This is a genomic window from Undibacterium sp. TC9W (genome assembly GCF_049339865.1).
Taxonomy (GTDB): domain Bacteria; phylum Pseudomonadota; class Gammaproteobacteria; order Burkholderiales; family Burkholderiaceae_D; genus Undibacterium.
Genome location: NZ_JBMPPJ010000032.1, coordinates 12,524 through 33,762 on the forward strand (window position 1 = coordinate 12,524; position 21,239 = coordinate 33,762).

The window sequence follows — 21,239 nt, forward strand, 5'->3', positions numbered from 1 at the left end:
TTTTTGCAGATGCAGATAAGACTGCGCCCCTTACTTATACTGTTCTGTGCTGCCGGTTTATGCGGTGCAGGCTTGGTGAGAGCGCAGCAGTCAGCCCAAACTGAAACCTCTTCCGCTCAATCAACTCCAGCTGCTGCGTCTGCTCCGTCTGTGCAAGTGTCTGAGGCAGACAACGAGGCTGTTTCCAGTACCAGCAGTGGCCGTTTGCAACTGGTCGCTGCCAAATCACACTGGGCTGATCTGCTCAGGGAACATATTCCTGAATTTGCCAGCAATGCTGAAGCGCAGAATATTACTCCCGCACTGATCAAGAGATTGCGCCTGGATATCAGCAATATCCTCGCGACTGAAGGCTATTTCTCGCCGCAAATCCAGTTTGATAATCCAGATCAGGCGCTGGCGCCAGTCTCCACAAATAAAATCATCCATGTGACAGTGGGAGCCGGCCAGCGCACCATTATAGAAAACGTGTCTGTGAAGGTGCAGGGCCCCATGGCAGACTCGATTGATGCTGGCGACAAGGCCGTTACCAAAAGGCGACGGGCCTTACAGGAAGACTGGGGTCTGGCAGTTGGCCAGCCATTTCGTGATGCTGACTGGAGTGATTCCAAAAACCAGCTATTGGAAAGCCTGCGCTCAGATGCCTATGCTTCAGCCAGCATGACATCCAGTGAAGCAAAAATAGACGCTGACCAGCATAGCGGCATTTTGCAAGTAGAAGTCGATAGTGGCCCGGTATTTACCCTGGGTGATTTGCGTGTCACCGGTTTGCAGCGTTACCCCTCCTGGCTCATAGAGCGCTATCAGGCACCCAAAAAAGGCGAGGTCTATTCACGTTCGCGCTTGCTGGATTTTCAGCGCTCCCTGCAAAACTCTGCTTACTTTGCCACCGTCGCTGTTGGCATAGATCCTGACCCAGAAAAAGCCGACGCCGTACCTGTGGATGTGACCGTGGTAGAGCGTCAGGCACGTGACCTGAGCTTTGGCCTTGGTTACAGCACCAATACCGGTTACCGTAGCGAAGTTGCCTACCGCGACCGCAATATACTGGAGCAGGCCTGGGATTTGCGTAGTGCTGTCAGGCTGGAGCAGCGCAGGCAACTCGGATATGCCGATATTTACCTGCCACCGCGCGAAAGCAAATTCCTCGATTCTTTTGGTGTACTGGTGGAGCGCGAAAATATCGCCGGTGTGCGTTCCAGCCGCTATGCCCTGGGTATCAAGCGCACCAGCACGCGCGGGCATCTCGAACAACGCCTGGGTCTGAACATCGTCAGGGAAAAAATTTCTCCTGATGGCGAAGCGGAAGAGGTCAACAAGGCACTGGTTGCCAGCATAGGGTGGACATGGCGTGATGTTGATCAGCCTTTTGATCCACGCAAAGGGCAGATCTTGCAGTTCGATCTTGCTGGCTCTGAAAAAGCCTTGTTCTCTGACCAGCGCTTCATACGCAGCTACGCCAAATATCAGCGCTGGATACCAGTACGCAAAACCGATACCGTGATCTTGCGCGCAGAGCTAGGCGCAGTTTTTTCCAAAGATGAACAGGGTATCCCTGAAGATTACCTGTTCCGCACTGGTGGCAGCACCACCGTGCGTGGCTATGGTTATCAAACCCTGGGCATACAGCACATAGGCAGCACACGTGGTGGCCGCGTGCTGGCAACGGCCAGTGCTGAATATGTACACTGGCTTAATTCTTCCTGGGGTGCTGCCACTTTCCTCGATGTAGGCAATGCCGCCGACAATTTTCGTGAGTTGAATTTAAAGCAGGGCATGGGTGTCGGTGCACGTTACAAGACACCTGCGGGGCCGATTGCACTTGATCTGGCTTACGGTCGCCAGACCAAGAAGGTGCGGTTGGATTTTTCTATCGCGATTGCTTTCTGATATGAGCGAAAACGAAAAAAATCAGCCAGAGCAAAAAACGCCCGCTAAAAAAAAGCGGAGTCATTTGCGCCGCTTGAGCCTGTTCATTCTCAAGTTGTGTTTTTTATTTATTGTCTTGTCAGGCTTAGCCCTGACCTGGATTTACAAAACTGAGAGTGGCACCAGAACTGCGCTGGCACTGATAGAAAATATCAGCCTTGGCAGCCTCAAGTTCCGTGGTGTGCAAGGCACACTGGATGACGAACTCAAACTCGACGAATTCAGCTTGGTAGCCCAGGATTTGCATATCGATGGCAGCGCCATCTCCTTGCGCTGGCGGCCTGGCGCTTTATGGCGACGTCAGCTGGATGTCACCAGTCTGCAATTAAGCGCTTTGACTATCGCCAGCAGATCCAGCAAAAAAACCGCCAGCGTACCTGTTGATATAGGACTACCCTTTAGCCTGAGTGCACCAAAGCTGGCACTGGGGCGTTTGCATATCGCTACTCTGGCTGATGATGGCAAACAGTTGGAGACTCTGAAGCTCAGTGCATTGACTGGCAGTTTTTCTTATCAGGACAATTTATACAAAGCGCAAACCGCATTCAGCAGCCCCTGGGGTAATTTGAAAGGCGAAGCTGCATTGGGCAGCCACACGCCTTTCAAGCTGGATAGTCGCCTGAGCCTGCAAGGCCAGGTCCAGGAAAGCATACCGCCTGTTATTCTGCAGGGCGTGGTTTCTGGCAACCTGCATGAGATGCAAATCGCGCTGGAAGCTGCATTGGATAATGCGGCAGAAAAAAATATCCGCAATCCAAACCTGCAAGGACATGCCCGGGGGCGTATCAATTCATTTGTCGCACCGTATGTACGCGAGCTTGACATTGATGTCCAACACTTTGACCCGTCCGCATGGCAGGTCAATGCACCTCATGCAGACTTGCGTGTATTGACGAAGTTGAAGCCAGTAATCGATGTGGAAAATGCGGAGAAAAATACTACAAAAAACGCGCAAAAAAATACTGTATTTGGTTTGACTGGCCCTATCAATATTCAGAACAGCCAGGTGGCCAGCATCAATAAACAAGGTTTGCCAGTGCAGTCGTTGAGTACCAAATTATTCTGGCAAGGTCAGCATCTGAGCCTGACAGACCTGGCAGTGCAACTGGCCGGCAAAGGCAAGTTGCAAGGTCAGGCTGATGTTAATTGGCAAGCGGCGCAATTGCAGGCTGACCTGAAACTGAATCTAGCCAATATAGACCTGAACCAGATCGACCAGCGCCTGCATGCCAGTAATATCAAGGGCCAGTTTTCTGCACAGACAGCGAAAGACAAGAGCATTAATCTGCAAGCACAGTTGCAAGACGCACGCGCCAGCCTAAAAGCAGAAGCCAGTTACCATCCCGAGAAACTGCTGCTGGATTTGAATAAATTTGATCTGCAGGCAGAAAATGCTCACCTGCAGGGCGCAGGTGACATCAGCTTTGCCGGCAAGCAGGTATTCAACATCAAAGCCAGCCTCAAAGATTTTGACCCCGCGCGCTGGGTGGCGACACCGGCAGGCCGCTTGCAGGCAGACTTCAGCGCGCGTGGCCAACTGTCGCCGCGCCTTGATGTACAAGTCAATCTGCAGCAATTACAGGGTCAATATGCGGGCCAGCCTGTGCAGGCAGCGCTGGATGCGCGCTGGCTGCAAGACCAGCAACTGCAAGTCAGGCAACTGGATGCGCACTTTGGTAAAAATACAGTGACAGCACAAGGCAACTGGGGCGGTACCGGCGACAGCTTGAAGTTCAATATTGATGCCCAGGATTTGAGTCACCTGAATCCCTTGCTCAGCAACTGGCAACTGGCATTGGGCGGCAACCTGAAGGCAGATGCCGTATTGCGGGGCCGTTTCAATGAGCCCGCTGGCAGTCTCGACGCAGTGGCACAGCAGATCGTGATCAAGCGTGGCAAGCAGCAATTTACCATTGCCCAGTTAAAGTCCAGCCTGAATCTGGCTAACGGTGCCAAAGGCCAGTTTGATGGCGAGCTCGTGGCCCAGCATCTGGGTGGTGATCTTCCGGCCCTGAGCTCTGCGCCTGATAACCCCGATAAACTTGCGCAAGTCAGTCTCAAATTGCAGGGCAGGCGTGACGCCCATAAGCTGAGCCTGGAAACCATCTTCCCTAACAAGCAGGCACTAAGCCTGGTCGCGAATGGCAGCATGGAGGCCAGTGCAAAAAATGACACTGCCTGGTCATGGAATGGGCAATTACAGGCCTTGAATTTGAATGGCAATCCTGACCTGCGCTTGCAAAGCTCAGCACCATTGCAGGTGTCGACACAGTCTGTACGCCTGGGTAGCCTGTCGCTACAGAGCGCACTGGGCAAGCTGGACCTGGAAGAACTGGAATGGACACCTGCCGCACTCAAAACCAAAGGGCAAATCAGCGATGTACAGGTGCTGGAAATTGCCAAACTGTTTTACCCGCAAAATGCAGTCACAGGTAATCTGCGCCTGAATGCACAATGGAAATTGCAATTGACCGAGCAAGCCCAGGGCGAAATCAAATTGCAACGCCAGAGCGGTGATGTGCGCTTCAATGATCCTGAGGGAACCGGTACTTCAGTCGCCCTGGGCATACGTGATGTGCAATTGCAGATGAAACTGGGTGGCCTGGTCGCCGGTAGCGATAGCGAAAACCTCAGTCTTGATCTGCTTGCCGATGGCAGCCGCCTGGGCCAATGGCAAGCGAAGCTCAATTCCCGCCTAAGCAAACAAAACGATGCCTGGACCATACTGACCAGTGCACCCCTCAGTGGCCAGGTCACGGCAGCAGTTCCCGACTTGCAATGGCTGGGGCCATTTGTCAATCCTGGGGTGGTACTCAAGGGCAAGCTGAACGCCGATGCGCGGCTGTCTGGCACCATAGGCAAGCCTGGCTATCGCGCCAACCTGGCGGGACGCGAGATGGAAATCGCTTTTGCCTCAGAGGGTTTGTTATTGCCAAACGGCAGCCTGGATGCGCAGATAGAAGACAAGCATTTGAAGCTGACGAATCTGCAATTCTCCAACACCGTCGCCAACATGCCGCGTCATGCACAATTCAGGGATGAGAACTGGATAGGCCGCAAAGGTGAGTTCAAGGCCAGTGGTGATATCGACATGGGCAAAGAGACTGGCAGCATACAGGCACAATGGACACAATTTCCACTACTGCAGCGCAAGGACAGATGGTTGCTGGTATCTGGCCAGGCGAATATCGTTGAAGCCAATAATATCTGGAGCCTGACCGGCAAAGTGCTGGCCGATGGTGCCTACTTCAGGCTGCCCAAGTTGCCGCCGCCCAGCCTTTCCAGCGATGTCGTTGTCGTACGCAAGACTGACAAGGCGGTTGCCAAAATAGCAGAGGCAGACAGTAATAGAAAAGGTCTCAAGACCCGCATTGATGTCAGCTTCGACATGGGGCCGCGCTTCGTGTTTGTTGGTCGTGGCCTCGATACGGGCCTGGAGGGCAGCCTGCGCCTGCGTTCCAGCGATGGCAGCCCCTTGCAGGCGAACGGGTCGATACGCACCGTCAAGGGCGCATATGAAGGCTATGGCCAACAACTGGCGATAGAGCGGGGTATCCTGAACTTCCAGGGGCCACCGGCCAACCCTGGCCTAAATATCCGTGCCTTGCGCAAGGGTTTGCCTGTTGAAGCAGGGGTAGAAGTGGCAGGCACAGTCAGCGCACCGCAAGTCAGGCTGGTGTCAGAACCAGAAGTGCCGGATGCTGAAAAACTCTCATGGCTGGTATTGGGGCGTGGCTCAGACCAGCTTGCCAGTGGCGATGCCTCATTGTTGATGTCGGCAGCCACCGCGATATTTGGCGGCGATGGCAGCCGCAATGTGCCGCGCGATATTGTGCAAGGTTTGGGCTTTGATGAGTTCTCGATAGGCTCTTCATCGAATGGTTCAGGCAGCCGCCTGCCATTGCAGACGATTGCCGGTTCAACCGGTACCTCCAATGCCACTACCGATCAGGTCGTCAGCGTAGGCAAACGTATTATGCCGGGCCTGGTGTTGTCTGTGGAGCGTGGCTTGTCAGACGCTAGCGGCGGTATCAAGCTGAGCTGGCAACTGACCCGGCGCATCAGCATCACAGGCCGTACTGGTGCTGAGTCTGCGGTGGATGTGAATTACACTTTCTCCTTTAATTAACACCCTATAAAAAAAGGGAAGGCAATCTGTCTGGATTGTCTTCCCTTTCTCTTTTCCGCGCGCATGTTTGCCGCAGACATTGCACCGGATTATTTCTTCTGTTCAGGATAAAGCACAATCTGCGCATAGTTCTGGAAATTGAAATAACGCTGCGCTGCCTCCTTGATCTGTGCCGGCGTGATGGCGCGTATGCGTTTATCCACCGACAAGATGGCCTCTGCCTCGGTTTTATAATAGACCGCGCCTTGCAGGTGGTTCAGCCAGCTTTCATTGCTGCGCAATTCTTCCTGATGTGCTTTCAGCCAGGATTGCTTGACCTTGTTCAAATCTTCCAGTTGCGGGCCAGACTGCTGTATTTTCTTGATTTCGGCAAACAGGGCAGCAATGACCTTATCCACGTTTTCTGGGCTGCAAGGCAATTCTGCATCTATGCTGTACCTATTTGATGGAATACGTTCAAAAGAACCATTCAGGCCACCACTGTAAATCAACCCCTGCTTTTCGCGCAGCACATCAATGACCTTCAGATTCAGGATATCCACCATCGCATGAAAGCGTGCATTTTCTTCCCGCGTATAAGTGGATGTGCCGTTGAAGCTGAGTACCACAGTACTTTTTTCTTCATTGCCGGCATAGACATCTTTCTTGACGACACCCTGCACAGGATTGATATGCAAATCCTGATATTCGGTCTTGATGTCCGTATTGGGCAAGCTGGCGAGATAGGTGGCGATCAGCGGCCTGATCTTGTCCAGTTCAAAGCTGCCAACAAAAATAAAGTGCAAATCCTTGGCGCTACCAAAACGGGATTGATAAATTTCCATACTGCGGTCCAGCGAAATCTTGTCAAAATCCTCTACTCTTGCTAGGCGCGGCACGCGTGGATTGTCTTTGTAGATGGTCGTGGTAATTGCTTCTGAGAAGACGGCTTCAGGACGTGCCCAGGTGTTCCTTGCCAATTCCTTTTGTGAGCTGATCAGTGACTGAAACATTGCTTCATCCTTGCGCGGACTGGTCAGACGCAGGTACAGCAACTGCAACATGGTTTCTATATCGCTGGCACCAGACGCACCGCCTATGCTTTCAGAATAATTATCCATGCTGGTGCGGACATTGGCTGATTTGCCTGCCAGGGTTTCCTGTAAATCTTTCTGGCTGAAATTTCCCATGCCCATGCCCCAGACGACGGGATTACTGTAATACACATTAAAATAATCTGCGTCAGAGAACAAAGACATGCCGCCTGCACGACGGGCGCTCATCAAGACCTGGTCATTCTTGAAGTCGGTTTTTTTCAAGCTGACTTTAACGCCATTCGATAAAGTCATCTCCACCAGACCCAGCAGTTTGTTTTCTTTTTCAGAAACGATCTTGCCGGGCGTAGGAAGAGTAGTCATCAAGCTGGCGCTGGCTGCTTTTTCTGTGCGGGCCTGCAATGGCTTTTGCTCTGCCGTGGCAGTCATCGCCAGCAAATCTGTTTCACTTGGTATGGTCTCGCCTGTCTTGTTTGAACCCACATAAAACGCCAGCCTGATACTGTCATCCGGTGTTGCGTTCCTGGCGAACTGATTCATCTCTTCCAGTGAAATACCTTCGGCAAATTCCTTGAAGTACAGGTATTCATTCTTGATGCCAGGGATAGGTTCATTGGTCAGGAAGTTGCGTATATATTCTGCGGCAAAGGTCGCAGAATTGGACTTGCTGCGTTCATTGAACATGCTTTCATATTCACGCGCTTCGATTTTCTTAGCGCGGTCAAACTCCGCTGCAGTAAAACCAAATTGACGTATGCCGTTTTTCTCTTGCATCAAGGCATCGAGCGCTGGCTGTATGCCTGCCTGTGACAACATCGCTGTCGAGATAAATGAATCATAGCCAGGCACGACTTGTTCACTACCTGCAGAAGCACCCAGGAAGGGCGGGTTGGCTTGCTCAGTCAATGCGCCCAGGCGGCGGTTCAGCATAGACTTGTAAAAGCCGGCAATAATATCTTGCCGGTAGTCAGCAATGACATCATGCGCAGGCTGCTTTACCAGCGGGTAACGCAGCATCAGCAGGTTATTGGTGGCTTCTTTATCGGTGACCACCATGGCCTTGGAGGCCGTGTTTTTTGGTATGCTGATTTGTGGCCTGACGCGGGCAGGCACAGGATTTTTCAAGCCTGAAAAATACTTGCGTATCATCTTCTCGGCTTCTGTAGGCTGCACATCACCGATAACAACCACGGCCATCAGTTCTGGTCTGTACCAATCTTTGTAAAAACGGCGCAGGGCATCATGCTTGAATTGCTTGATGATGTCTTCTTTACCTATGGGCAGGCGCTCTGCATATTTGGAACCGTTGAATACCTCTGGCAAAAACTGGCGCATCATGCGGTCACTGGCACCTTTGCCCAGCCTTGCCTCTTCAAGGATAATACCGCGCTCCTTGTCGATATCGACATCCTTCATATCTACACCTTGCGCCCAGTCAGCCAATACCTGAAAGCCTGTTTTCAGGTAAGCAGGCTTGTCGGTAGGAATGGGCAGGATGTATACCGTCTCATCAAAACTGGTATAGGCATTCAGGTCAGCACCAAATTTAACGCCTATCGACTGCAGGTAAGAAATCAGTTGATGTTTCTTGAAGTGCTTCGAGCCATTAAAGGCCATGTGCTCGGTAAAATGCGCCAGACCTTGTTGATCATCGTCCTCCAGCACCGACCCGGCTTTTACCACCAGGCGCAGCTCGACTTTCTTTTGTGGGTTGTCATTCTTCTGGATATAGTAAGTCAGGCCGTTTTCCAGCTTGCCCTTTTTCAGGTCGGGATTGATGGGAAGCGGATCATTCAGCTTGATCTCTGCCAGTGCAGGCAGGCTCAAAGACAGGCTAAACGCCAGCAACAGCAGGCTGGCTGCCGAGCCTTTGCTCAGCCTTTTGGCATAAGTCGGTGAAATGGAGACTGTGGTATCAATGGTATTCGGCATAAATAGCAGCGCAGGCTAGATAAAAATGCCAGTGTACCCTGTTGGCGGGATGCGGGTGAGGCGGGCTTTGTATCGATTTGCTACAGTCCCGCCGCTTTAGCTGCGCTACGCGTAACTCGCAGGCGGTCAGGGTTTTGCCACTTCTTCAATCTTGAATGCCATCGTGCGCTGAGAAGCATTCCCATTTTTACTTTCTATTGGTGCCGACATCATGATGGCATAGTTTTTCCCCGCTTCCAGATTACGTGCCAATACCACATCTTCCAGGCTGTGCGAAATGCCACTGCGATACCTGAAGGTAAATTTATGCACGCCTGCAGGCAAAAATACCTGATGCAAGGTGGAATTGGATGCGCCTGAGTTGGGTAAGAATGCTTTGTTATCGATCTCATTGACTTTAAGTGCATGAGAAAATTTAATACTTGCCATTTTTTGCGGCGCATCTGTTTCTGAAACTCCCAGATAATAACGGTTGCCACTTGCGCAGGCGCTGATAGCCATTACCAGTAAGGCTGTTGAAATAATTGTCATTCTTGATAAATTCATTTTTGCCTGATTTCTTTTATTTATGTCTTGTACTTATGTATTGTACTTGCGTGGATTTACATCACAAATTAGCTATGTTATTGCTAATGGTAGCATTGCCATGTTTGCTGCTCCAGCTTTTTGAACTTGCAAGGCAATTTTATAGGGATGACCATGCATTGGGTAATACAACGCAGAATTTTTAAACCAGGCAATTATGATTTGCTGATACAGGCGCTTGATAGCCTGGAAGTTGCTTACACAAGCGTGACGATCAAGCCAGGTACTTACGATTTGGAGCCGGATGTCAACCTGACTGGAAAAGTCTATGTTTGCGGCGCCATCAAACTCGCCAGGATAGCGAATGAGCGTGGCTGGCTACCTGGCAGTTTATTAAATGAAAATTTCAACTTCAATGTCTGGCAACAGCATTTGGGCTCAGAGCTGCTTAACCATGCCGTGGGTACCGGTAAGCTGGCAGATATTGATACAACCCGGTATAAGCAATTCTTTATCCGCCCCATGGAAGACAATAAAGCCTTCGATGGCACAGTCATTGATAACGAAATGTTGGCCGACTGGCGCAGCGATCCGGCAAAAAATAATTTATTGAAACTGGATGTCATGGTATCTCCAGTCAAGGATATTTATCGCGAATACCGTTTGTTTGTGGTGAATGGCAGGGTTGTCACAGGTTCGCTTTACAAAATGGCTGGCAGGCCGCAAGTGTCTGCTGACCTGGACGATGAAGTGCTTATGTACGCACAAACCATTATCAGCAAGTGGACGCCAGCTCAGGCTTTTGTCATGGATGTCTGCCTGTCTGAAGATAGCTATAAGGTGATTGAGTTTAACAACATCAATAGTTCCGGTTTTTATGCCAGCGATGTGTTGAAGTATGTTGATGCGATACAGCAGGCATTTTCTTAGTTGAGACTTTTTAGCTGAGCAGCGCCTCGGTGGATAGATTTCAGCTACCGCAACCCCCACCACAACCACCACCGCAACTGCTGCCACAGCTTGATCCGCCGCCATCGCAACCGCCTGAGTCACTGCTGCTGCCGCAACTGCTGCCGCCGCCGCAGGATGATCCTGTATTCGCGGCTTGCGCCTGTTTCTTGATCATTTCTTCGTAAGCCAGGGTAGAAATCAAACCTGCGGCCAGTAACTGGGCTGCGCCAAAGCTTTCCGGGTAGGTGGATTTACCGACCCCAACACCCCGTGCACTCATATTTTGAAAGCCTATGCGGGCATAAGTACCAAAGTAGGAGTAACCCAGCGGCATGTGCAATTTGCGGTCAAGGGCAAACAACCGGGGTACGGAGGGGCTGCCTGGTACGCTGCCTTCTGCTTGCTGTGCAGTGATCAGGCAATTGGCCAGTGCAGCATCCATTTCGCTGGCCATTTGTTCTGCTTCAACATGCGGTATCGTGCGTTGATAGTGTTTGAGGCAGAAGCGATCCAGATTGATGGATGACCAGCTATTCCATGCATGCCAGACAGAATCAGCCGCCTTTGAGGGCAGGGCGCAGGCCTGTTTGCTACGGCTAACATAATCGAAGAACATCATCAAGCCCTCAGCGGCGCGGGCAAAAAAAACGGCATCACTAGGGATGCCGGGGAATTCATCTTTTGCTGTTGCCTGCCAATGCAAGAATACTGCATTTGGTATGTCAACTAACTGACGCCTGTAGTCGGAAAATTCGGTGATATTTCTCGCCCGCATCATTTGGTATTTTTGTTTTAATTTACTTAGCATCGTCTTTAATCTCCTTTTCTCTTTTGTTTTAATGATTCCATCTTAGAAGAGATTTATGACAAATGCATGACAAAAATGATGAGGGAAAATACGTATATAGAACTCATTTCATAAATAGGGTGAGATGCGTTTGCCTCATAACGTGAGCAGGCAAGCGGGTGAGGCCGTCAATAGCGGTGCTACGGATAATGAATCCAACGTGGTCCAACATGCGTTATAAGGCAAACCCTTCGGGAACTGACGATTTGGGCGCATTGCTGTGTTGTGCCCTTTGCTAAGGCATGAGCCTTAGCTGCAGGTCACGCCTTGCACTGCATCCCCAATCGCCTTGTTCGCACTCATCGTATTTATGAAATGAGTTCTAGTTTAGCGCCGACTTAACAGAAAATTCTATCTTATGCTCTGGCTAAAACGGCGGGCGCAATGATTTTATGCGCGGGGCCGACGAACAACATATATGCTCTCCCCAGATTATTGTGTACATGGACCACGGTGCTGAGAGCGATAAAGGGCTGGCCATCCCTGGTTTGCTTGGAGACGGATACCTTGACATCCAGATGCTTGTCAGAATCGCAGAGTATGACTTCTTCATCTGACTTGTACACCAGAGAAAATATCCCGGCCTTGTCACCGACCTGATAGGCTTCTGCAGGTTTGCTCTTGTTCAATGCCTTCATTCCACCTACGTTTTTTAAACCAAATAAAACCACCACGCGATTACGTATTCCCATCATGGCATTGACCCAGTCTGGTGTTTTGGCAAAGGTATCCATATAGATTTGCATGGCGCTCAAATCTGTATGAGGGAAGGGTGTTTGAAAGCAGTCATAAAAGTAAGCGCCGGGTACATCTTCAGCGATTTTGCTTGATGCCGGGACTGCTGTTTCCGTGATCTTGTTTCTCATGCTGCCTGTCCTTGGTTTACACGTATATTCATCAAAGCTATTGCAGCAGGCATGGCCAGCCAAAAGCCGGACAAGGGCATCAGTATTACTGCCAGTATGCAGCAGAGCAGTAAGCCCAGACCCATCATGCCTGCTTCAGAAAAGTTAGGTTTCCGTTCCAGGCTATCGATGCACATTCCCAATAGCAAAAGCGGGCCACCAAATAGCAGGAACCATGTTGCAGCAGACCGTAATGGATCACGATTGACGGTATTGAATACTCCTCGCTCCAGCATGCCCATAAAAACAGGACCAAAGAATAAAAAGGCCGCTATCGTGTGCAGGGCTGCAACGGCGATCAGATAACGGCCTATCCAGATTTTGCGGGTTTTAGTTGGTGTTGGCATGAACGGCTCCTTGCCTGGTCCAGGCTATTTCTGTACTGACGACTGCACCCATTTTCTTGAGCATATTCATTAACCCCAGATACGCGCGGTCAAAATAAGGTACGTCTTCATGCCAGCCCGCCAGGATGCCCGACAGCAGTCTGCTATGTTCGGCATTGATGGTTTTGGGGTAGGGCGATTTATTGCTAAAGTCAAACTCGCTGCTTTGAAATGCTTCCATCTTCCAGGCATGCAGGTCGGCGAGTGCAGTCATGACACTATGATCAAATTCATCTTGTGTGACCGTATCAGAAAACAAACCCAGATCTATATACGCCAGCCGCAGGACACGATTACGCTCAGCCACATCTGGCATCAGCAAGGCACGCCAGCTGCGCGCCATCGCATCACAAAAGCTGAACGAGATTTTATTCGTGCAACCAAAATCCAGTACCGCCAAACGCCCACCCGACATGAATAAAAAATTGCCAGGATGCGGGTCTGCATGTATGCGGCCCAGTTCGCAAACACTGAACCAGAACCAGTCAAACAGCAATTGCCCGTAGTGATTGCGCTGTACCTGGTCAGGCGCTGTCGCCAGCCATGCATCCAGGTGCAGGCCATCTAGTCTTTCCATCGTCAAGACCCGCTTGCTCGACATCTCATTGATGCATTTGGGGATGACTATGCCGGGCAAGTTCACATGCTCATGAAACCAGTTGAGCTGCATCGCCTCATGTTCATAATCCAGCTCTTCACCCATCTTTACTTCAAGCTCACTCATGAAGCGGTCTATCACCTCTTTACGCGGCAAGACGGTGGTGCCCATGGCCAGTGTTTGAAAAATGCCGCGCAGCATGTGCAAATCACTGCCTATGGCAGATGCAATGCCGGGGTACTGTACCTTTACCGCGAGTTGCTGGCCATCGGCCAGCTGTGCATGATGCACCTGGCCCAGGCTGGCTGCAGCAAACGCGTGTGCATCAAATTGTGCATACAGATGTTCTGGTGCCTTGCCAAATTCACGTTGAAATACTTTATGGATGAGGGCGCGATTCAAAGGCGTCACCTGGTGGCAGCCTTTAGCCAGTTCGCGGCGTATGCCTTCCGGTAAAAAATCGGCTTCCATACTCAGCAATTGCGACACCTTGAGGGCACTGCCTTTTAACTGGTTCAGTGCCTTGAACAATATGCGACCCAGCTCAGCTTCATGCCGCTCTTGCGCAGCTTGCTTGTCATCATCGCTGCGCAGCATTTGCCGCGCCTTGTGCCCCAGCTTGCTGGCACCAGCCTGTGCCAGCGCCAGGCCAGTGATGGCAGTTCTGCCCAGCTTGCTGGCGGGCGGTGCCTTGTTCATCGCGCATCCCCTAGACCATTGCGCACAAGCTTGACCATCTCCAGCAAGCCAGAACCATTTTGCATGATGCGTGACAACTGGTTGCGCAGCATGAAGCTGGCAAGCTCTGATACTTTATTGACGATGCCACTCTTCAAAGCCATCACCAGTATCGCCAGCGTCATATCCACCAGTTGTGTGGTATTCGAGAATTCTTCTGAGTCATCCTTGAGCCAGTAAGCGATGACAGCAAACAGATAATCGCCAAAAAGGCCACCTATCAGGTTCTTAAAATCGCAAGGCGATATCTCGCCACGTTGTTCTGCTTCATCCAGCAGGCTGATAATTTCCTGTTTCAGGGTCTGTTGACCCGGCATATTGTCGCGCATCATCAGCAGTGGCGATTTGCCAAATATATCGCGCGTGATCTCGACAAATTCACGGTCACCTAGCAAGAGTTCCAGCAAGGCGTCCACCAGCCTTTGCAGCTTTTCTTGTAGGGTAAATTCGTCCCAACCTGGTGTTTCTTGCACAACTTCCAGCGTTATTTCTATACACAGCTCATAGTAAGCCAGCAGGATTTTTTCCTTGCTGGGGAAGTACTTGTAAATCGTCGCATCCCCTATACCCGCCTCACGGGCAATCTGTTTCATGGTGGCGGCGTCATAGCCTTTTTCTGTAATCAGATCAACGGCAGTGCGTATCAAGGTGCGCCGGGTTTGCTCTTGCTGGGACTTGGAAGTTTTCATAATCGAGACGAACTTCTATAAAAATGGTGGTTGAGTTCCATTAATGTATACATTGTTTCGTTAAATAACAAGGTTTACTTGTTTAATGGAGGGTTTGTGTTGATTGCGAGGGCGGAAGGTGAGCGTGGTGTAGGTTGGGCTACGATTTATCAGCCCAACACTGGGCGTTTAAATAACATAAACGTTTGCAGAGGCAGAGTGTTGGGCCGGGCCTCGCTAGGCTGGTAAACCGTAGCCCAACCTACGAAGGGGCAAAAATACAATTGCGTCAATCCACCACCCACCACCCCGGCAACAAAGCCAGCACATCGCCCCGCCCAAACCTGTCATCAATCAAATACACCACCCCCTGATCATCCGTCTGCCGTATGACCCGCCCGGCTGCCTGCACCACCTTCTGCAAGCCAGGATAAAGATAAGCATAGTCATACCCCGACCCAAATATCTTATCCATGCGCAGTTTGATTTGCTCATTGATGGGATTGATTTGCGGCAAACCCAGCGTGGCAATGAACGCACCAATCAGCCGCGCACCAGGCAAATCAATACCTTCACCAAATGAGCCACCCAGCACAGCGAAAGCAATCCCCTGGCTATCATCAGTAAATTGCGCCAGGAAGTCTTCACGATCCACCTCATTCATACGCCGGGTTTGCAAGCGCACAGGGATATCAGGATGCTGATTAATAAAGCTGCTGCTGACCTGCTCAAGATAATCAAAGCTGCTAAAGAAGGCCAGATAATTGCCAGGCTGCGCATGATACTGCCGCGCCATCAATGCCACGATAGGGGCAACAGAGCGGGCGCGATCGGCATAGCGGGTAGAGACACTGTCCACCACATGCACCTGCAACTGATCAGCAGAGAAGGGCGATTCCACATCCACCCAAGCTGTGCCCTCTGGCATACCTAGCGTGTCGCAATAATAATTCCAGGGGCTGAGCGTGGCCGAGAACAGGGCTGTGGTATGGCTGGCCGCAAAACGCGGCGTCAAAAAAGCCGCTGGCACGATATTGCGTATGCAGAGCGTCGATGTGCCATGCGCTTTGCTGACATCGAATATCGAATGATCAGCAAAGCTTTCTGCCAGACGGTTGAACAGCAAGGCATCCAGATAAAACTGCTGCAAATCTGGCGCTAACTGGCTGGGGTTGTCAGCAAAGTAAAGACCAATTTCTGTGCATAGCCTCGTTATCGCGGCCAGCAGTTTTTCTGGTATCTCGGCATGAGGCTGGTAATCAGCCTCCTGCTCTTTTTCCAGTTGCAGCCAGGCGCGATACAAGCTGTCCAAAGTTTTCTTGAGTGCTGGCGGCGGTGTCTTGCGCAAGCGCTTCAGGCTATCGCGTTGCAGCTCTGCGCTATACATCTGCCGCGCCCGCGTCACCATATTGTGCGCCTCATCCACCAGCACAGCCACGCGCCAGTTGTTGACTATCGTTAAACCATGCAGCAAAGCATAGAGATCGAAATAATAGTTATAGTCGCCTATGATGACATCGGCCCAGCGTGCCATTTCTATGCCCAGATAATAAGGGCAAACCTGGTGAGCGAGAGCAACGTTGCGCAAGCCTTCTTTGTCCAGCAATTGCTGTTCAGCAGCGGCAGCACGCGCAGCAGGCAGGCGGTCGTAAAAGCCTTTGGCCAACGGGCAGGCATCACCGTGACAAGCCGCTTCAGGATATTCACAGGCCTTGGTCTTGGCGACCAGTTCCAGCGTGCGCAAGCCCATGCTTGGCGTGCTGTTCTGGATGTTGCCCAGCGCATGCAAAGCCAGTTGCCGCCCCGATGTTTTTGCTGCCAGATAAAAAATCTTGTCCAGCTTATGTTCAGCAGTGGCCTTTAACAGAGGGAACAAACTGCCTATGGTCTTGCCTATGCCAGTCGGTGCTTGCGCCAGCAGACAACAGCCGCGCGTGCTGGCTTTGTACATCGCTTCGGCCAGTTGCCTTTGCCCTGGCCGGAATGTCGCATGCGGAAAAACCATGTCAGCCAAAGCCAGATCACGCGCAGCACGGTGAGCTACTTCCTGCTCTGCCCAGGCGATAAACCGGCCACACAGCAAAGCAAAAAAATCTGCCAGTTCAGCAGCAGCCAAGTCCTGCTGCAGCACCGTTTCTTTCTGACTTTGTATATTGAAATACACCAGCGCCACACTGATCTTTTGCAAGCCCAGTTTCTGGCAAAGCAAATGTCCATACACCTTGGCCTGCGCCCAATGCAAATGGCGGTGGTTGTCTGGCATGGCACGCAAGTCGCCCAGATAGGTCTTGATTTCTTCAACCTGCTGCAAGTCGGGGTCATAACCATCAGCACGGCCACGCACATGCAAGCTGCCATGCTGACCTTCCAGCTTCACTTCACGCTGGTAGCTGCTGTTCCTGCGTAAGGCCACTGTTGCATGCCCGGCCATACCTTGCTCGGCAGTGGGTGAGGGGGTAAAGCGCAAATCCAGGTCACCTTGCTTGGCCGTGAATTCGCACAGGGCACGCACGGCGACGGTATAACTGGCGGTGCTCTCACTGCTCACTGTTCAGCCTCTTGCCACTCAAGGTAGCACACTGTCACAGGCATATCATGCGTGGCACAAAAGTCCAGCCAGCGCTTCTGGTTATCCTGCAGCTTATCGCCAGGGCCTTTGACCTCTATCATCTGGTAACGCTGCTCATGCGGCCAAAACTGTATCAAGTCAGGAAAGCCGTTGCGATTGGCGCCTATGTCCAGCAAGATGCGCTCAAAACTATGCTTTAGATGCTGCGCTGGTATGCAGGCCAGCGCCATCTCCAGCAAGTCTTCAGACAACACACTCCAGAACACAAAAGGCGACTGCAAACCAGACTTGGCCGCATAAGTTTGCCGTATGGTCTGGCGATAAGCACCTGTATCAAGCTGCGCAAAACAGGTGGCAAAATCATCCGCCCGCCGCGCCTGAAAATCAACACTCAACAAATCCGTAGGCCCACGCTGGAAAGGGTGAAAAAACGCCCCCGGTATCGCCTTGAAAATCACAGGCCAGCACAACAAACCAAACAGAGAATTGATAAGCGCATTCTCCACATAAAACACCGGCGCATCATCACTATGCAAATGATCACGCACTACATACTCGACCACATAATCTTCTTGTGGAAATGGCAGGCGCAAGGCCTGTTCTATTGGAGGCTTGCCAGCCGCTTTGGCAATTTTGGCCAGCCCCAGCTTGCGACTAAGCCGCGGTGCAATACGCAATATCTGCTGATGCTCTGCCTCACTCTCAGGCGCTTGCTGCGCCAGCGTCAGCAAATCATATGCAGCCTGCGTCTGTTCGCTTTTCTCCAGCACACGTATGGCCCGCAAGCGCGCACCAGGGTAAGTGCAGCCCGCATACACCTGCTGCGCCAGCGCCCAATCCTTTTGCTTTTCAAGGTGTTCACCAATCTGGTACAGCAAGCGGTTGCGGCGGCTGGCAATCCAGGCATTGTCCAAGTCATGCAAACCAGTCGCAGCCAGTTGCGCCAACACCTCAGGCACAGGCTGCTCCGCATGAAAAGCCTCACGGCAGGCATGCAAAGCCAGATAAGCATCTATATCCGCTCGCTTGCCAAAGCCACGCGAGGCAGCAGAAAATTCCACCTTCTCATACTGGAAAATACCCAGGTCAGACAACACAAACTCAGACCAGTCCTGATACAGATTGCCAAAAAACAGCAGCCGCAAACGGTCACACAAATCCTTGTTCAGCACTTGATAAGCCACATCGTCCACGGTACCCAAAGCGCCCGCACACCAGCCAGAAAAAGCCTGGCTACCCGTACGCCGCAAGCTAAACAAGCCCAGTTGCTCAGCCTTGGGCAATTTCTTTTCAGCAGGCGTCATCGCCAACACCAGCGCCAGCTCAGGTTTTTGCAGCAAATCAAACAAGCCAGCAATATCGACCACAGGATCAGCCTGCACCCAGTGCACATCCACCAGCGCCTGCATGGCCGCCCTGGCCTCACCAATCTCGCCATACACCAGCTTGCTGGCCCTGAACACGCAACCCTTGCGCATCACCATCCGCACAAACAAAGCCCGCGACGGTTGCGGCAGGCTACCAAACTGCGCTATAAACGCCTGCTCATCACCCGCCAACAAATCCGCATAGCGCCCACCCACCCAGTCCAGCACGGCCTGGAAGTTTTCAAGGTAGTAAAAAGGATTATCCAGATTGGCAAGCATGGGGCAGGGGAGTAGCGTTTAAATAACTGTATATGCATACAGTTTAACGCAATGTAAGAGCCGCAGTAAACCAACAAGCTAAATTGCTGGCTTAAGCGTTTACAATAACGGCTTGAAACCCCTTCCCCTTCAAGGGGAAGGCAGGGATGGGGATGGGTTTCCATCGCAGACCCAGTAGCAATTTAACCACTGAATCCCACCCAAACGCCAAAGAAGACAAAAAATGAACAAAGCCGAAGCCATCCAAATCGCCAACGATTCCCTGCAAGCCAACGTCCTCAACGAAGGCAACACCCAATTCTCCCAAGTCGTCCGCTACGGCACCGACGAAGGCTGGTGGCTCAACATCCCCCTGACCAACTTCAGAAAAGAAAACCACTTCCTCATCTGCAGCGAAAAAGCCAAAATCATCCGCCACCTGACGATCAAAGCCAACAACATCCTGAGCCCCGCCACCAAGTTCCGCGTCAAGGACGGCATCGCCGACATCTTCATCTCATCCGCCAACCCCAAACGCCTGACCGATGTGCTGCAAGGCGGCAGCAAATACAGTTTTAATAAGCATTTGGTGGATGAGCATAGGTATTAGTCTATTATGATTGACTAGATATTGTAAAAATATAATTGCAATTAAATTAATGTTAATATGTCATTTCATAAATTACTAAAATTTAGAAATGACGAAAGCAAAATTTCTCAATAGCAAAAAATCAGATCCAACGGAAGTCATCAAGAAATTACACTTGATGAAACCAGTCAAGTCGAAACTGAATGAGACGAACGTTGAACGATGGTGCATGAAGATTTCGAATTTCATGCTTATCTTCGCTACGTTGATGCTGATAATTTTGGGCGGCTTTGTCTTGTGGAACAATTATGTTCGACCACTGAATGAAACTGAAAAAGCGGTTTTACTGCTTTTTGCAGCATTAACGATGACATTGCCACTTTTCTCGATGATATTGAGTATTGTTTCAAATATCTGGGCTTTGTACAGTTTTCAAAATAATTCATTAGAATATTTTCTTAACGAAATCAAAAATGATCATCAGCATTTGGATGAATTGACGTCGTTTGCAAAAGTGGATCTGGAAGACGCACTAAAAATTATTCAACTTAAGATTACAAGAATAAGAAATAGGATGGGGTTTTTTATCGGGGGCCCAGATAAAGTAGCCTTGTTCTCATTGGCTACAATGGCATGGTCGATTCTTAAAGAATTTTCTGCTAAAGAAAAAAATGCCCCTACTTTATCAATTCTTCAATCTGGATTTTCGCTTACTACTTTGCTGCAATATGCCGCAGCTTTTTTTGCGGGGATAGCCATCGGTGCAATATTGTTACATCGACATTTGCAGCGATACATCTATCAGACTGAATTGCTGGAAATGGCAATTGCGCGAAAAGAACAAAACTTACCAGTTGAAGATAATTAACTTGAGTTTGATTGAATGGCGATATGTGAATTAATGAATGCATCAAACCCAAACTTCATCAAGATACGTCGCCGCCAGCAGCTTGTCACGCAAGGCGTAGCGAGACGACTGCATATTAACCTCGCTGGTATCGGTACGTGGTATGGGCTTAATAGCGATTGCTGCGTGCTTTAGATTGATCATGTACTTGCCAGTGTCGTTGTAAGGAACGATAGTATCAATTTCAGCAATATGTGTAATCGCCGCGACAGGCGCAACCTGGTAGGCGGCGATGTATTTTAATTTTGGGATTTGTTTGGCGTTGATCCGCACAGCAAACCAGCGGTTTTTATTCAAAAACTGCTCTTTAAAACCATCTTCACGCGCGGGGATGACAATGGTGTCGAATGTGCCGCTCTCTGAACCTACAGCTTGCACCTGCTCCGTCACATCCTTGATCTTGGGGGGCGTGAATGCATTAATGCCCAGCATGGGCAAGATCAACAGCATGTCCGCCAGAAAAGCCTGTGCAGTTGCTTTCGCTGCTGGTGACATGGTCGGTTCAGTAGGCGTATTCTTGTTAAGTAAAATGGAGCGGTCATACTTTTTAGCCAGTGCAAGTAGTGCTGATTCAAGGTATTGCACCTCGGTCTTGCCGATTTTATGGTTGCGGTCGAAAAAGTACACGCCCCAGACCCAGCCTTCTTTGTTGGTAACATGGTTCTTTAATCTGTCACCCACCGGATCGGCTTCACCGATATAAATAGTTTCTTCAGCGGCGTTGCCAACCAGGATATAGATGCCTGCTTGCGTATAGCCAGGTTCCTGCTTTAGGCTGCCGACCAGTTCTTTGGTGAACACCACGCCATAGCCGGACCAGTTGGATTTGTCCACGTGGCGAATCGCCTCCGGGTCACCGGTAGTGGCAAACAGGGTAATGGAAAATGGTTGCATTGCGTGTTTCCTG

15 protein-coding genes are annotated in these 21,239 nt (G+C 50.7%); 5 read left to right on the plus strand and 10 right to left on the minus strand.

All coding sequences use genetic code 11. The features are described from left to right. Positions 1–156 precede the first annotated feature (156 nt). Both ACO0LN_RS27680 and ACO0LN_RS27685 read left to right on the plus strand, forming a co-directional pair. Entirely contained in the window at positions 157–1,890 is a 1,734-nt protein-coding gene (locus tag ACO0LN_RS27680; RefSeq protein ID WP_422979531.1) for an autotransporter assembly complex protein TamA, read from the plus strand. 1 nt (position 1,891) lies between these two features. Beyond that, positions 1,892–6,058, plus strand: a complete 4,167-nt coding sequence (locus ACO0LN_RS27685; protein ID WP_422979533.1) for a translocation/assembly module TamB domain-containing protein — start codon at positions 1,892–1,894, stop codon at positions 6,056–6,058. Positions 6,059–6,147: 89 nt separating this feature from the next. On the opposite strand, the gene ACO0LN_RS27690 is transcribed toward ACO0LN_RS27685, so the two are convergent. Both ACO0LN_RS27690 and ACO0LN_RS27695 read right to left on the minus strand, forming a co-directional pair. Continuing rightward, on the minus strand, positions 6,148–9,024 hold the full coding sequence (locus ACO0LN_RS27690) for a M16 family metallopeptidase (RefSeq protein WP_422979535.1): 2,877 nt from the start codon (positions 9,022–9,024) through the stop codon (positions 6,148–6,150). A gap of 126 nt (positions 9,025–9,150) precedes the next feature. Next, on the minus strand, positions 9,151–9,525 hold the full coding sequence (locus ACO0LN_RS27695; RefSeq protein WP_422979537.1) for a hypothetical protein: 375 nt from the start codon (positions 9,523–9,525) through the stop codon (positions 9,151–9,153). 198 nt (positions 9,526–9,723) lie between these two features. On the opposite strand from ACO0LN_RS27695, the gene ACO0LN_RS27700 reads away from it, so the two are divergent. Then, the gene (locus ACO0LN_RS27700; RefSeq protein ID WP_422979539.1) at positions 9,724–10,479 is read left to right on the plus strand and encodes an ATP-grasp domain-containing protein; all 756 of its coding nucleotides are present in this window, start codon (positions 9,724–9,726) and stop codon (positions 10,477–10,479) included. 40 nt (positions 10,480–10,519) lie between these two features. Here the strand turns inward: ACO0LN_RS27700 and ACO0LN_RS27705 are convergent, their stop codons facing one another. The 7 genes from ACO0LN_RS27705 to ACO0LN_RS27735 form a co-directional block, all read right to left on the minus strand. Beyond that, entirely contained in the window at positions 10,520–11,308 is a 789-nt protein-coding gene (locus tag ACO0LN_RS27705) for a hypothetical protein (protein ID WP_422979541.1), read from the minus strand. A 395-nt stretch (positions 11,309–11,703) separates the two neighbouring features. Continuing rightward, positions 11,704–12,213: a DUF2867 domain-containing protein gene (locus tag ACO0LN_RS27710; RefSeq protein ID WP_422979543.1), complete on the minus strand. Its 510-nt coding sequence runs from the start codon at positions 12,211–12,213 to the stop codon at positions 11,704–11,706. Continuing rightward, entirely contained in the window at positions 12,210–12,599 is a 390-nt protein-coding gene (locus tag ACO0LN_RS27715; RefSeq protein WP_422979544.1) for a DUF6463 family protein, read from the minus strand. Before ACO0LN_RS27715 ends, ACO0LN_RS27710 begins: the two co-directional genes overlap by 4 nt. Continuing rightward, the gene (locus ACO0LN_RS27720) at positions 12,583–13,935 is read right to left on the minus strand and encodes an ABC1 kinase family protein (protein WP_422979546.1); all 1,353 of its coding nucleotides are present in this window, start codon (positions 13,933–13,935) and stop codon (positions 12,583–12,585) included. The genes ACO0LN_RS27715 and ACO0LN_RS27720 overlap by 17 nt, the downstream gene beginning before the upstream one ends. After that, positions 13,932–14,663 (minus strand): TetR/AcrR family transcriptional regulator, encoded by a 732-nt coding sequence (locus ACO0LN_RS27725; RefSeq protein WP_422979548.1) that lies wholly within the window; start codon positions 14,661–14,663, stop codon positions 13,932–13,934. Before ACO0LN_RS27725 ends, ACO0LN_RS27720 begins: the two co-directional genes overlap by 4 nt. 268 nt (positions 14,664–14,931) lie before the next feature. Continuing rightward, positions 14,932–17,190, minus strand: coding sequence for a helicase C-terminal domain-containing protein (locus ACO0LN_RS27730; RefSeq protein ID WP_422979550.1), 2,259 nt, complete (start codon positions 17,188–17,190; stop codon positions 14,932–14,934). Further along, on the minus strand, positions 17,187–18,857 hold the full coding sequence (locus ACO0LN_RS27735) for a VRR-NUC domain-containing protein (protein WP_422979552.1): 1,671 nt from the start codon (positions 18,855–18,857) through the stop codon (positions 17,187–17,189). Before ACO0LN_RS27735 ends, ACO0LN_RS27730 begins: the two co-directional genes overlap by 4 nt. Before the next feature lie 223 nt (positions 18,858–19,080). On the opposite strand from ACO0LN_RS27735, the gene ACO0LN_RS27740 reads away from it, so the two are divergent. Continuing rightward, on the plus strand, positions 19,081–19,446 hold the full coding sequence (locus ACO0LN_RS27740) for a hypothetical protein (RefSeq protein WP_422979554.1): 366 nt from the start codon (positions 19,081–19,083) through the stop codon (positions 19,444–19,446). Positions 19,447–19,534: 88 nt separating this feature from the next. Beyond that, positions 19,535–20,293 carry a hypothetical protein gene (locus tag ACO0LN_RS27745; protein WP_422979556.1) on the plus strand — a complete coding sequence of 253 codons (759 nt, stop codon included), beginning with the start codon at positions 19,535–19,537 and terminating at the stop codon, positions 20,291–20,293. 42 nt (positions 20,294–20,335) lie between these two features. Here the strand turns inward: ACO0LN_RS27745 and ACO0LN_RS27750 are convergent, their stop codons facing one another. Then, entirely contained in the window at positions 20,336–21,226 is an 891-nt protein-coding gene (locus tag ACO0LN_RS27750) for a GIY-YIG nuclease family protein (protein WP_422979558.1), read from the minus strand. Positions 21,227–21,239 lie beyond the last annotated feature (13 nt).

Bases quoted from the DNA above. Each gene is read 5' to 3' on its own strand.
- ACO0LN_RS27685 (WP_422979533.1), top strand. From the start codon at position 1,892: ATGAGCGAAAACGAAAAAAATCAGCCAGAGCAAAAAACGCCCGCTAAA.
- ACO0LN_RS27690 (WP_422979535.1), bottom strand. From the start codon at position 9,024: ATGCCGAATACCATTGATACCACAGTCTCCATTTCACCGACTTATGCC.
- ACO0LN_RS27695 (WP_422979537.1), bottom strand. From the start codon at position 9,525: ATGGCTATCAGCGCCTGCGCAAGTGGCAACCGTTATTATCTGGGAGTT.
- ACO0LN_RS27700 (WP_422979539.1), top strand. From the start codon at position 9,724: ATGCATTGGGTAATACAACGCAGAATTTTTAAACCAGGCAATTATGAT.
- ACO0LN_RS27705 (WP_422979541.1), bottom strand. From the start codon at position 11,308: ATGCTAAGTAAATTAAAACAAAAATACCAAATGATGCGGGCGAGAAAT.
- ACO0LN_RS27710 (WP_422979543.1), bottom strand. From the start codon at position 12,213: ATGAGAAACAAGATCACGGAAACAGCAGTCCCGGCATCAAGCAAAATC.
- ACO0LN_RS27715 (WP_422979544.1), bottom strand. From the start codon at position 12,599: ATGCCAACACCAACTAAAACCCGCAAAATCTGGATAGGCCGTTATCTG.
- ACO0LN_RS27720 (WP_422979546.1), bottom strand. From the start codon at position 13,935: ATGAACAAGGCACCGCCCGCCAGCAAGCTGGGCAGAACTGCCATCACT.
- ACO0LN_RS27725 (WP_422979548.1), bottom strand. From the start codon at position 14,663: ATGAAAACTTCCAAGTCCCAGCAAGAGCAAACCCGGCGCACCTTGATA.
- ACO0LN_RS27735 (WP_422979552.1), bottom strand. From the start codon at position 18,857: ATGCTTGCCAATCTGGATAATCCTTTTTACTACCTTGAAAACTTCCAG.
- ACO0LN_RS27740 (WP_422979554.1), top strand. From the start codon at position 19,081: ATGAACAAAGCCGAAGCCATCCAAATCGCCAACGATTCCCTGCAAGCC.
- ACO0LN_RS27745 (WP_422979556.1), top strand. From the start codon at position 19,535: ATGACGAAAGCAAAATTTCTCAATAGCAAAAAATCAGATCCAACGGAA.
- ACO0LN_RS27750 (WP_422979558.1), bottom strand. From the start codon at position 21,226: ATGCAACCATTTTCCATTACCCTGTTTGCCACTACCGGTGACCCGGAG.